General features: G+C 62.6%; 10 protein-coding genes. 9 read left to right on the plus strand and 1 reads right to left on the minus strand.

Annotated elements, in window-relative coordinates:
* Nucleotides 1-131: 131 nt before the first annotated feature.
* A complete protein-coding gene (locus DN611_RS01010; RefSeq protein WP_025544778.1) occupies nt 132-1034 on the minus strand; it encodes a LysR family transcriptional regulator in 903 nt (300 codons plus the stop codon).
* A 297-nt stretch (nt 1035-1331) separates the two neighbouring features.
* Here DN611_RS01010 and DN611_RS01015 point away from each other — a divergent pair, with 297 nt between their 5' ends.
* From DN611_RS01015 to DN611_RS01055, 9 genes are all read left to right on the plus strand, one after another.
* Entirely contained in the window at nt 1332-2648 is a 1317-nt protein-coding gene (locus tag DN611_RS01015; RefSeq protein WP_021747770.1) for a GntP family permease, read from the plus strand.
* A gap of 63 nt (nt 2649-2711) precedes the next feature.
* The gene (locus DN611_RS01020) at nt 2712-3656 is read left to right on the plus strand and encodes a thiamine pyrophosphate-dependent dehydrogenase E1 component subunit alpha (protein WP_051319924.1); all 945 of its coding nucleotides are present in this window, start codon (nt 2712-2714) and stop codon (nt 3654-3656) included.
* Nucleotides 3653-4633: an alpha-ketoacid dehydrogenase subunit beta gene (locus DN611_RS01025; RefSeq protein ID WP_119310441.1), complete on the plus strand. Its 981-nt coding sequence runs from the start codon at nt 3653-3655 to the stop codon at nt 4631-4633. The genes DN611_RS01020 and DN611_RS01025 overlap by 4 nt, the downstream gene beginning before the upstream one ends.
* Nucleotides 4634-4646: 13 nt before the next feature.
* Nucleotides 4647-5909, plus strand: coding sequence for a dihydrolipoamide acetyltransferase family protein (locus DN611_RS01030; RefSeq protein WP_025544777.1), 1263 nt, complete (start codon nt 4647-4649; stop codon nt 5907-5909).
* A 12-nt stretch (nt 5910-5921) separates the two neighbouring features.
* A complete protein-coding gene (lpdA, locus tag DN611_RS01035; RefSeq protein ID WP_119310442.1) occupies nt 5922-7646 on the plus strand; it encodes a dihydrolipoyl dehydrogenase in 1725 nt (574 codons plus the stop codon).
* A 43-nt stretch (nt 7647-7689) separates the two neighbouring features.
* The gene (locus DN611_RS01040; RefSeq protein WP_025545638.1) at nt 7690-8568 is read left to right on the plus strand and encodes an NAD(P)-dependent oxidoreductase; all 879 of its coding nucleotides are present in this window, start codon (nt 7690-7692) and stop codon (nt 8566-8568) included.
* 488 nt (nt 8569-9056) lie between these two features.
* Nucleotides 9057-10637 (plus strand): peptide chain release factor 3, encoded by a 1581-nt coding sequence (locus DN611_RS01045; RefSeq protein WP_021751403.1) that lies wholly within the window; start codon nt 9057-9059, stop codon nt 10635-10637.
* A 132-nt stretch (nt 10638-10769) separates the two neighbouring features.
* Nucleotides 10770-11258: an RNA polymerase sigma factor gene (locus DN611_RS01050; protein WP_021751404.1), complete on the plus strand. Its 489-nt coding sequence runs from the start codon at nt 10770-10772 to the stop codon at nt 11256-11258.
* 10 nt (nt 11259-11268) lie between these two features.
* Nucleotides 11269-12111, plus strand: a complete 843-nt coding sequence (locus DN611_RS01055; protein ID WP_145985040.1) for an RsiV family protein — start codon at nt 11269-11271, stop codon at nt 12109-12111.
* Nucleotides 12112-12278: the final 167 nt, after the last annotated feature.

A 12278-nucleotide genomic window follows, 5' to 3' on the forward strand; every position in this document is an offset into this window, starting at 1 on the left:
TCCTGCTGCCTGGGAAGGGCAGGGAAATACCGTTCACAAATTTCTGCGATGCAGCTGCGTCGCAAAAAAGCTGGCTGCCCGTCGGGCAGCCAGCTTTTTTGCCATGATGTTTTGGAAAGGAGTTCCCGCGGTTAGGTGCCGCCCCGCAGGGTGTTCTCCTGGATGAAGCGGATCAGCTCCCACCCCAGCTTGGGCAGATAGCGCCCCTTTTTGAGAAAGAACCCCACGTCGAACACCACCGGCTCCTCGAAGGGGCGGATCGCCAGCCCTTCGCAGCCCAGGGCCTGCTGGCCCTGGGCCACGCTGATGATGCCCACGTACCGGCAGGAGCGGACCAGATTCGCCATGCACAGCACCTGGTCATAGTTGAAGAGAATGTCCGGGATCACCTGATGGCGCTCAAACTCCCGGCTCATCAACTCCTTCACCTTGGATTGGGCGTCCATCATAATGAGCTTCTCCTCCCCCAGCCGCGCCAGGGGGATCCGGTCCAGCCGCGCCAGGGGATGGTCCGGATGCAGCACCGCGTGGATCTCCATAGTGCCCATAGGAATGATCTCCAGCTCCTCCGCCTCCGGCGCTGTGGGGAAGGCGTTATAAGCCAGGTCCAGCATTTCACCCGTCACCATCTCCACGTGCTTGTTCATGGAGCCCTCGTTCAGGTAGATCTGCGCCTTGGGGTGCTCCCGCAGAAAGGTGGAGAAGATCATGGGCACGATGGGATTCGTCAGCACGTGGGAGATTCCCAGCCGCAGGCGCTGTTCCGCCGTGCCGGCCAGATCCCGCATGGCATTTTCCGCCGCTTCACAGGTGCTGAGGATGCGCCGCGCCCAGATCATAAACTGCTCGCCCTCGTATGTAAAGGTAACGCCCTTGGAGCTGCGGACCACCAGCCGCACCCCCAGCTCCTCCTCCAGCGCCTGGACGGCGGAGGAGATGGCCGGCTGGGACACGTAGAGCGCCTCGCTGGCCTGGGTGAAATTCTTATACTGGTAGACCGCGTCCAGATATTGCAGCCGCTTCAGATTCAGCATCCGGCAGACCTCCCATCCCTCCGGCGGCGCACCGCCGCGCTTTTCTTTAAGAATAAAGGAGTTTTATTGAAAAATCAAGATTTTCTTTATGCCAAAAGTGCGAATTGACATTTTTTTGACTAGCTGTTTATAAGTTTTTGTTATTCCTGCATAAAAACATGGTATTTCACTATTGAATTGCCAGTTGCTAAAATTCAAATTGGAAGACATATTGGGGGGCGCGGGAAAGGAGGGTACACGGCAACGGGCGCCGCTTTCATCAAATCTGACAGAGAAGGACGGGAGGATATAGACAACATGATCGTAGTGAGCGTGATTGGAATCATTCTGGCATTCGCGGTGCTGATCTTTGCGGCTTACAAAAAAATCAGCATGTTCCTGGCGGCAGTGCTGGCTGCGGCCATCGTGGCCCTGTTCGGCGGGCTGGACGTGGCGGCCTCCCTGGTGGGGGCGGACGGCCCCTTCCTCATCGGCATGAAGGACTTCGTGGGCAGCTGGCTGGTGATCTTCGCCCTGGGCGCCCTGCTGGGCGCGCTGTATGACAAGAGCGGCGCCACCTGGCGCATCAGCAGCACCCTCATCAACAAGGCCGGAACCCAGTGGACGCTGCTGATCTACGTGCTGGTAGGCGCCCTGCTGGTGTACGGCGGCATCCAGGTGACCGTGATGATCTTCGTGCTGCTGCCCTTTGCCAAGATCCTGTTCCCCAAGGCGGGCATCCCATGGTACTTGTTCCCCGGCATCACCGGCCTGGCCATCGCCACCTTTGCCATGGGCCAGATGCCCGGCAGCCTGCAGATGCAGAACATCATTCCCACTCAGATTCTGGGCACGGCGCTGACCGCCGCCCCGGTGGAGGGCGTGCTGGCCACGCTGTTCATGATCGTCGTAGGTGTCGGCTACCTCTACTGGCAGGTGAAGAAGGGTCATGACGACCCGGAGGCGGCCATCGAGCTCTACCAGGTCCAGGGCGGCATTTTGGACGAGAAAGAGCTGGAGCAGCGGGCTCCGGGCTTCTGGATCTCCCTGCTGCCCATGGTGGTGACCTTCGTCCTCATCAACGGCTTCGGTGTGGAGCTGCTGTACGGCCTCACGGCCGGGTGCGTGCTGTCCCTCCTGTTCTTCTGCAAATCCCTGGGCGGCGTCAAGGGCTTTGGAGAAATTGTCTCCGAGGGCTTCAACAACGGGATCTTCCCCTGCATCATCATCGCTGCCGTGGTGGGCGTGGGCAAGGTGGTCTCCGCCACCGATGTATTTGCCCTGGTGCAGGAGAACATCATCAACCTGCCGCTGCCGGGCCTGGTGAAGGTGGCGGCCATCACCACCATCATCGCCGGAATCACCGGCTCCGCCTCCGGCGGCCTGACTATCGCGCTGGAGCTCTTCGGTGAGACCTTCATCTCCTGGGGTTACACGCCGGAGATCATCCACCGGGTGGCCTCCATCGCCTGCGGCGGACTGGACACCCTGCCTTGGAACGGCACCGTAGTGATGCTGTTCGCCCTGTCCGGCGTGTCCTATAAGAAGGGCTACAAGCACGTGGCGATGGAGACGGTCATTCTGCCGCTGCTGTCCCTGATCCCTGTATTTATCTACTATTCCATCGTACACTGAGAAAGGTCGTGTTGAATCGTGGCTACCTATGAAAAGAGCTTTTTGTTGTCCCTGTACCGGGACATGGTCCGGATCCGGGCCTTTGAGGAACACGCCGCCGAGTGCTTCACCAAGGGCATGCTGGCGGGCAACATCCACCTGAGCATCGGTCAGGAGGCAGCGGAGGCCGGTGCCTTCGCGGCCATCGAGCCCAGGGACTACTTCACCTCCACCCACCGGGGCCATGGCCATGCCATCGCCCGCGGGGCGGACCCCAAGCGGGCCATGGCGGAGCTGTTCGGCAAGGCTGCCGGCTACTGCAAGGGCAAGGGCGGCTCCATGCACATTGCGGACATGGAGAAGATGAACCACCTGGGCGCCAACGGCATCGTGGGCGCCGGGCAGCCCATCTCCGCCGGCAGCGCCCTGGCCTCCAAGATCATGGGGGACGACTCCGTCACCGTGGGCTGCTTCGGCGACGGCTCCACCAACGAGGGCTCCTTCCACGAGTCCCTGAACATGGCCGCCGCCTGGAAGCTGCCGCTGGTCTGGTTCATTGAGAACAACTGCTACGGCGTGTCCACGGAGATCCACCGGGTCACCAACACCCCGGATCTGGCCTCCCGGGCCGCGGCCTACGGCGTGCCCTACGCCGTGGTGGACGGCACGGACGCCATCGCGGTGTATGAGGCTATGAAGGTCGCCCTGGACCACGCCCGCAGCGGCAAGGGACCCTATGTGGTGGAGGCCAAGGTATACCGCTATCAGGGCCACTACTGCGGTGACCCGGCGGTTTACCGCCCCAAGGAGTACATGGAGCACGCCCTGGCAAACGACGGCATCGAGAAGCTGGGGCGGCGGCTGCTGGAGAGCGGCGCCGCCCAGGAGGAGCTGGACGCCATCCGGCAGGACGCAGAGGCCGAGATGGACGAGGCTGTGAAGTTCGCGGATGCGTCCCCATATCCGGACCCCGCGACGGTGCTGGATGATATGTATGTGACTGACAACGAAAGGTGCGTGGCGAGATGAGCAAGAAGATCACCGTCAGCAAGGCCATCGGTGAAGCCTTGCACGAGGAAATGCTCCGGGACGAAAAGGTTTTCATCATGGGCGAGGACATGGCCGTCATGGGCAATGTGTTCGCCATCACCAAGGGCTTTCTGGAGGAGTTCGGCCCCAACCGCGTCATTGACACTCCCATCTCCGAGGAGGGGTTTGTGGGCATGGCCGTGGGCGCCGCGATGCGGGGGCTGCGGCCCGTGGTGGAGCTGATGTACGATGACTTCGCCACGGAGTGCGCGGATCCCCTGTTCAACCAGGCTGCCAAGATCCGCTACATGACCGGCGGACAGTGCAGCGTCCCCATGGTCCTGCGGGCGCCCATGGGCGCCGGCCGCCGGAACGCAGGCCAGCATTCCCAGTGCTTGGAGAATTTCTTCTGCCACTTCCCGGGACTGAAGGTGGTGGCCCCCTGCACCGCTGCCGACGCCAAGGGCCTGCTGAAGTCCGCTATCCGGGACGACGACCCGGTAGTGTTCCTGGAACACAAGCTGCTGTACGCCCACAAGGAGGAGATCCCCGATGGGGAGTACACCATCCCCCTGGGTGCGGCGGACGTGAAGCGGGCGGGCAGGGACCTGACCGTCATCACCTGGAGCCGTGAGGTCCACTTCGCCCTGGAGGCCGCCCAGACCCTGGAGGCGGAGGGCATCGACGTGGAGGTCCTGGATCTGCGGACTCTGGTGCCCCTGGACTGGGATGCCATCGTGAAGTCCGTCTCCAAGACCCACAACGTCATCATCGTCTCCGAGGAGGTCAAGCGGGGCAGCTACGCCGGTGAGCTCTCTGCCCAGATCGCAGAGGAGCTGTTTGATGAGCTGGACGCCCCGGTGGAACGGGTCTGCGGCCTGAACATCTGCTCCCCCTTCAGCCCGGTGCTGGAGGACAAGAACTTCCCCCATCCGGAGGATATCGTGCGGGCTGTCAAGCGCGTGCTGAACAAGTGAGGAGGCGTGTGAGATGGCTTATGAAGTACTGATGCCCCAGCTGGGCCTGACCATGGAGGAGGGAACCGTCTCCCAGTGGATCAAGCACGAGGGAGACGCTGTAAAGGCCGGGGACGTGGTGGTGGAGATCACCACTGATAAGCTCACCAATGAAATCACCAGCGAGCAGGACGGCGTCCTGCTGAAGATCGTGGCCCAGGAGGGCGAGGATGTGCCGGTGAAGGGACTGCTGGCCTACATCGGCCAGCCCGGCGAACAGGTGGGGGAGACTACTGCCCCCGCTGTATCCGCGGCTTCTGCTGCCCCGTCTGCGGAGCCTGCGGCTGCGCTGGCTTCTGCCCCTGCGGCATCCCCGGCGGCCGGGGGCAAGCGGATCCGAATCTCTCCCCTGGCCCGGAAGATCGCCGGACAGATGGGCGTGGACTACACCGTCCTCACCGGCACCGGCCCCAGCGGCCGGATCGTCAAGCGGGACATCCTGGCCGCGGCGGAATCCGCGCCCAAGGCAGCTGCTCCCGCCCCTGCTGATCGGAAGATCGCCGCGCCTGCGGCTGTCTCCGGCACCGCCTTCCCGGTGAAGAATCTGGAGCTGATGGAGGGTGACACGGTGGAGAAGCTCACCGGCATGAGGAAGGTGGTGGCCCAGCGGATGTACACCTCTGCTGTGGAGATCCCCACCGTCACCCAGACGGTGAAGGTGGACGTCACCGCCCTGCTGGCCTTCCGCAAAAAGCTGAAGGAGGAGGGCCATGCCTTCTCTGTCAATGACTTTGTGCTGAAGGCCGTGGCCAAGGCCCTGCGCCGTCATCCGGAGATCCTGGTGAGCCTGGACGGGGAGCAGATCATCCGCCGGGCCCATGTGAATCTGGGCATGGCGGTGGCTCTGGACGCGGGGCTCATCGTCCCCGTGATCCGGGACGCGGACCTTCTGAGCCTGGAGGCCCTGTCCGCCAAGGCCAGGGATCTGGCGGAGCGGGCCCGTGCCAACCAGCTGGGCGCCGACGAGTACAAGGGCTCCACCTTCACTGTGTCCAATCTGGGCATGTTCGGCGTGGAGAGCTTCACCCCCATCATCAACCAGCCGGACGCGGCCATTCTGGGCGTCAACTGCACGGAGGATGAGCTGGTGATGGAGGACGACGGCACCATCGCCAAGCATCAGGTGCTGCGGATCTCCCTGACCTTCGACCACCGACTGCTGGACGGCGCGGTGGCGGCCAAATTCGAGATGACAGTCCGGGATCTGCTGGAGCATCCCATGGACATCCTGCTGTGAGGAGCGTAAACAATGGCAACGGAAATCAAAATGCCCCAGCTGGGGCTGACCATGGAGGAGGGCACCGTGGAGCGGTGGCTGAAGGCGGAGGGCGATCCCGTCAAGGCCGGTGAGCCCCTGCTGGAGATTACCACCGACAAGCTGACCAACGAGGTGGCGGCGGAAACCGACGGCGTCCTGCTGAAGATCGTGGCCCAGGAGGGCGCCGACGTGCCGGTAAAGGGCCTGCTGGGCTACATCGGCCGGCCCGGCGAGCAGGTGGGGGCCCCCACCGCAGCCGCGGCACCTGCCGCCCCGGCTGTGGAGGCCGCGGCTGCCCCCAACGGGCCTGGGACGGTGCTGGTCATCGGCGGCGGCCCCGGCGGCTATGTGGCCGCCATCCGGGCGGCCCAGCTGGGCGCCAGGGTGACCCTGGTGGAGCGGGAGCACCTGGGCGGCACCTGCCTGAACATTGGCTGCATCCCTACCAAGTGCCTGCTGCACAGCGCAGAGCTGGTGTCCCAGATCAAGGACCAGGGCGCGGAGATCGGCGTGGAGGCGGACGGCGTCCGGGTGAACTTCCCCCAGGTGATCGCCCACAAGAACGCCGTCTCCAAACAGCTGACCAGTGGCGTAGCGGGACTGCTGAAGGCCAACAAGGTGGTGAAGATCGACGGCGAGGCCAGCTTCACCGGCCCCAAGACCCTCTCTGTGAAGAAGTCCGACGGCTCCGTGGAGGAGATGACCGCCGACGCCATCATCGTGGCCACCGGCTCCGTCAACGCCCAGCCGCCCATCCCCGGTCTGAAGGAGAATCCCAACTGCATCGACTCCACCGGCGCCCTGAGCTTGGAACAGTTGCCCAAGAGCATGGTGGTCATCGGTGGCGGCGTCATCGGCCTGGAGCTGGCCTGCGCCTACGCGGCCTTCGGCACCAAGATCACCGTGGTGGAGGCGCTGGACCACATGCTGCCTATGCTGGACGGCGACCTGACCAAGATCGGCGTGGCCCACATGAAGAAGATGGGCATGGCGTTCAACCTGGAGTGCCCGGTGCAGGCCGTGGAGGCCTCTCCCGTGGGCGCCAAGGTCACTTGCCGGAACAAGGCTGGCGAGACTGTCAGCTTTGAGGCGGAGAAGGTCCTGGTGGCCATCGGCCGGAAGGCCAACACCGCCAGCCTGAACCTGGAGGCTGCCGGCCTTGCCAACGACCGGGGCCGGATCATCGTCAACGACAAGATGGAGACCAGCGTGCCCGGCGTGTACGCCATCGGCGACTGTGTCAAGGGCTATGCCCAGCTGGCCCACACCGCCAGCGCCATGGGCGAGGTGGCTGCGGAGAATATCTGCGGCATGGAGGCCCACTACGACGAATCCACCAATCCCACCTGCGTGTACATCGAGCCGGAGGCTGCCTCTGTGGGTCTCACAGAGGAGCAGGCCAAGGCGCAGGGGATCGACTACATGGTGGGCAAGTTCCCCATGAGCGCCAACGGCAAGGCTCTGATCCTGAACGGGGGCGAGGGCCTGGTGAAGATCATCGCCGGGAGGGAATACGGCGAGGTGCTGGGTATGCACATCATTGGGCCCCGCGCCACGGATCTGATCTGCGAAGGGGCGCTTGCCATCGGCAGCGAGCTGACGCTGGATGAGCTGGCAGCCACCATCCATTCCCACCCCACCGTCACCGAGACCATGCGGGAGTGTGCGCTGGACGCACTGGGCCGCGCGGTCCACATCCCGCCCCGCAGGAAATAACAGGGCAGTCCTTTCCGGAATTTAGAACAGGAGGTCAATGGGCATGAAAACACTTGGATATCTGGGCCTTGGCGTGATGGGCTACGGCATGACAGGCAATCTGATCGACAAGAGCGGCTGCGACATCTATGGCTACGACCCCGTGCCCGCTTTGCGGGAGCGGTTTGCCGCCCGGGGCGGTAAGGTCCTGGACGACGCTAAAACGCTGTACAAAACCTGCGACATCATCTTCATGTGCCTGCCCACCAACGCCATCGTGAAGGCCACCATCACGGAGATCATGGAGACTGCCCGGCCCGGCACCACCATTGTGGACATGGGCTCCACCTCTCCCTATGTGATTCAGGAGCTCCACGCCGCGGCGGTGGAGAAGGGCTTCTATCTGCTGGACTCCCCGGTCAGCGGCGGCGAGACCGGCGCCAACGGCGGCACCCTGGTCATCATGTGCGGCGGCGAGAAAGAGGTCTTTGACGAGGTCCGGCCCTACCTGCTGATGATGGGTAAGACCGCCACCTACATGGGGCCCTCCGGCTGCGGCAGCACCGCCAAGGTGGCCAACAACATGATGGTGGGCATCCATCTGTGCGCCATGGGAGAGGCATTCGCCTTTGCGAAAAAGGCCGGGCTGGATCCTCAGACCCTTTTTGACGCCATCAAGGGCGGCTTTGCCCAGAGCGCAGTGATGGACGGAAAGGTCCCCAAGCTCCTGAGCCGAGACTTCTCCGCCAGTGCCCGGATCGCCGTCCACCTGAAGGACATCAACAACGCCATGGACGTGGCCGCCCACCTGGGGGTGGAGCTGCCCATGACGGAGATCGTCAAGGAGCAGATGGACTGGATGGACGCCCGCGGCATGATCGACGAGGACCAGTGCGCACTGGCCAAATACTACGAGGACGCCATGGGCGTGGAAATCAAGTGATCTCCCGCCAAGGAACAGGCAATCTGCGGGGACCGGCATCAGCCGGTCCCCGCTGGTTTTCCCTGTGGTACAGAATCATCGGATTTTTTGCGGGATAGCTGCGGGAAATCTTGCAAAGCGGCACAAAATATGGTACATTGTTCGAGAATACACACGGCGGGAGACTCCTCCCGTCCGTTTTTCGCGGTCTGACCGCCCCGGATTCCGCATGCAGCTGTGCGCCGTGGGTCGAAGATGGCCCATACTCTGATATTTTTCTGGAGGATATTCCATGTCTGAACTACGCACTGAAATTTCCCGGCGGAGGACCCTCGCCATCATCGTCCCACAAAAGCTGGCGCTTTTGCGGGAGCCCTGATTTGCGTTTGCTCCGGGCGGAGTGAATCCGCCCTTCGCCAAGGTTTTGCCTTGGCAAAACGCTTGGACGGCGCAAAAGCGCCGTGGGTCGAAGATGGCCCATACTCTGATATTTTTCTGGAGGATATTCCATGTCTGAACTACGCACTGAAATTTCCCGGCGGAGGACCTTCGCCATCATCTCCCATCCGGACGCCGGCAAGACCACGCTGACAGAGAAGTTCCTGCTGTACGGCGGGGCCATCGCCCAGGCGGGCGAGGTCAAGGGAAAGCGGGCCCGCGCCGCCACCTCTGACTGGATGGAGATCGAGAAGCAGCGGGGCATCTCCGTCACGTCCTCCGTGCTGCAGTTCCAGCACAGCGGCTTCTGCATCAACATCCTGGACACCCCTGGCCACCAGGATTTCTCCGAGGACACCTACCGGACCCTGATGGCCGCGGACTCCGCCGTCATGGTCATTGACGGCGCCAAGGGTGTGGAGCCCCAGACCCGGAAGCTGTTTAGGGTCTGCGCCATCCGCCACATCCCCATCTTCACCTTCATCAACAAGATGGACCGGGAGACCAAAGACCCCCTGGAACTGTGCGAGGAGGTGGAGCGGGAGCTGGGCATCGACACCTATGCCGTCAACTGGCCCATCGGCTCCGGCAAGGAGTTCCAGGGCGTCTACGACCGGGAGAAGCAGCGCATCCTGTTCTTCCAGGCGGAGGAGCGGGGCAAGAAGGTCGGCTCCGCCGAGGTGGCCCTGGACGACCCGGCGCTGGAGGACATGATCGGCGCACAAAAGGCCGCCGCCCTCCGGGAGGAGGTGGAGCTGCTGGGGGCCGGACGGGAGTTTGACATGGAGGCTGTGCGGAACGGCACCCTGTCCCCCGTGTTCTTCGGCTCCGCCCTCACCACCTTCGGCGTGGAGCCGTTCCTGGAGGAGTTCCTCCGCATGACCACGCCGCCCCTGCCCCGTGTCAGCGACCAGGGGGAGGTGGATGTGTTCAGCGAGGACTTCTCCGCCTTTGTGTTCAAGATCCAGGCCAATATGAACAAGGCCCACCGGGACCGGCTGGCCTTCATGCGCATCTGCTCCGGCAAGTTTGAGCGGGACACGGAGTATTTTCATGTCCAGGGCAACAAAAAGCTGCGCCTCTCACAGCCCCAGCAGATGATGGCCGCAGAGCGGGAGATCATCGACGAGGCCTACGCCGGGGACATCATCGGTGTGTTTGATCCCGGCATCTTCTCCATCGGCGACACGGTGACGGTGCCTGGAAAGAAATTCAAGTTCTCCGGCATCCCCACCTTCGAGCCGGAGCACTTCATGCGGGTGTCTCCCAAGGACACCATGAAGCGCAAGCAGTTCATCAAGGGCACGGAGCAGATCGCCCAGGAGGGCGCCATCCAGATTTTCAAGCTGCCCGGCGCCGGCCTGGAGGAGGTCATCGTGGGCGTCGTGGGCACCCTGCAGTTCGACGTGTTCCAGTACCGGATGAGGAGCGAGTACGGCGTAGAGCTCTACATGGAGGGACTGCCCTACGAGCACCTGCGGGTCATCACCGCCTGCCCCTGCAAGCCGGAGGATCTGGTGCTGTGCACCGGCGCCGCCCTGCTGGAGGACTTCAAGGGCCGCCTGCTGGTGGCATTCGGCGGGGAGTGGTCCGTGGGCTTTCTCACCAAGCACAACCCCGGCCTGGAGCTGGCCGAGTCCCTGTCTGTCTGAGCCTGAAACCGTCCGCCGGAAAGAGGCGGACGGTTTTTTGTTTTTCTTTCTTCCGGCTGTCACCTTTTCGGCGGAAACCGCATCCTAATAAGTGACCGGTCAAACGAACCCAAAGGAGCGCTCAGTCCCGCCATGACAAATTTTTTGTTGGACAAAGAAATATTCTGCGACCAGGTAATCCGAAACCAGGAGACCATGTTCCGCACTGCCAAGGCTATCCTTCACCAGGACGAAGATGCGGAGGACGCCGTGCAGGAGGCCATCTGCGCCGCCTATGCCGGCCGCGGCAGTCTGCGGGACCCGGCGCGGTTCCGACCCTGGATCCTGAAAATTCTGGTCAACAAGTGCTATGAGTTCTGCCGGAAGCGGAGGACCACGGTGGACCTGGCGGATATCCAGGACTTCCTGCCGGCTCCGGCGGCAGACCAGGCGGAGCGCCTGTCTCTATGGCAGGCGGTCATGGCGCTGAACAGCGACCTGCGGGCGGTCGTGACCCTGTTTTATTATGAGGACCTCTCCATCCGGGAGATCAGCGCCGTTCTGGGCATCAGCGAGGCGGCGGTGAAGACCCGTCTCTCCCGAGGGCGGTCCCGGCTAAAACAACTATTACACGAGGAATGAGGTGCGCAAGGTGGAGCCATTCGACAAGCGACTGAAAGAGCGGGCGAAGCAGGAACCCTTCCCCCTGCCGGAGACGTATGCCGGAAAGGTGCGGGACACCTGCGCCGCTTTAAAGGAGACGAACATGAAAGAAAACAAGCAAAAACGTTCCTATCGCTGGCTGGTCGGCGTAGCCGCGGCCCTGGCCGTATTCGTGGCCATTCCCAATGTATCTCCCGCGGCGGCTGCCGCCATGGAAGAAATCCCGGGGCTGGGCGCCGTGGTGCGGGTCATCACCTTCCGGGATTACCAGTATGACGATGGTCACAGCACTGCCGACGTCCACGTCCCGGAGCTGGGCGGCAGCGGCGCTGCAGACGAGATCAACGACCAGGTGCAGGCCTATACCGATCAGCTGATCGCCCAGTTCCAGACGGACTGCGAGGCTGCGGGCGAGAGCTACCAGGGCCTGGATGTGACCTCCTCTGTGGTGACGGACAGCGATACTTGGTTCACTCTGCGGATCGATGCCACGAGGACCGAGGCCAGCGGCTACAATTTCACCCGATTCTACCACATCAACAAAGCTACGGGTGAAGCCGTCACCCTCAGCGATCTGTTCCGGCCTGATGCGGACTACGTCTCTGTCCTGTCCGCGGAAGTCCTGCGGCAGATGGAGGAGCAGATGGCCGCGGACGCATCCCTGAGCTATCTGACGGACGAATTCACCGCTATTGACCCGGAGCAGAGCTTTTACTGGAACGCCGACGGCGATCTGGTTCTGGTGTTCGACGAGTACGCAGTGGCTGCAGGCTACATGGGCATGGTGGAGTTCACCATCCCTCAGGATGTGTACAGCGCCCTGCTGAAGTGACCGCTCTCCCCCATAAACCTTTATACGCATTGGGCGCATCGTAGATAAGGGCAAATGCTGTGGTGAAAGGTTTGGCGCATCGTTTCCGGTTGCCCCAAAGGAGCGGGGAAAGATGCATTCAGTTTTCTGCGGTGCTTTTGTATAACAGAGAACAGCGGACCGCTTCA

Source organism: Oscillibacter sp. PEA192 (assembly GCF_003574015.1).
Taxonomy (GTDB): Bacteria; Bacillota; Clostridia; order Oscillospirales; family Oscillospiraceae; genus Oscillibacter; species Oscillibacter welbionis.

What these genes read in the sequence shown, in the direction of transcription:
- DN611_RS01010 (WP_025544778.1), bottom strand. Translation starts at nt 1,034, where the DNA reads ATGCTGAATCTGAAGCGGCTGCAATATCTGGACGCGGTCTACCAGTAT.
- DN611_RS01015 (WP_021747770.1), top strand. Translation starts at nt 1,332, where the DNA reads ATGATCGTAGTGAGCGTGATTGGAATCATTCTGGCATTCGCGGTGCTG.
- DN611_RS01020 (WP_051319924.1), top strand. Translation starts at nt 2,712, where the DNA reads ATGGTCCGGATCCGGGCCTTTGAGGAACACGCCGCCGAGTGCTTCACC.
- DN611_RS01025 (WP_119310441.1), top strand. Translation starts at nt 3,653, where the DNA reads ATGAGCAAGAAGATCACCGTCAGCAAGGCCATCGGTGAAGCCTTGCAC.
- DN611_RS01030 (WP_025544777.1), top strand. Translation starts at nt 4,647, where the DNA reads ATGGCTTATGAAGTACTGATGCCCCAGCTGGGCCTGACCATGGAGGAG.
- lpdA (WP_119310442.1), top strand. Translation starts at nt 5,922, where the DNA reads ATGGCAACGGAAATCAAAATGCCCCAGCTGGGGCTGACCATGGAGGAG.
- DN611_RS01040 (WP_025545638.1), top strand. Translation starts at nt 7,690, where the DNA reads ATGAAAACACTTGGATATCTGGGCCTTGGCGTGATGGGCTACGGCATG.
- DN611_RS01045 (WP_021751403.1), top strand. Translation starts at nt 9,057, where the DNA reads ATGTCTGAACTACGCACTGAAATTTCCCGGCGGAGGACCTTCGCCATC.
- DN611_RS01050 (WP_021751404.1), top strand. Translation starts at nt 10,770, where the DNA reads ATGACAAATTTTTTGTTGGACAAAGAAATATTCTGCGACCAGGTAATC.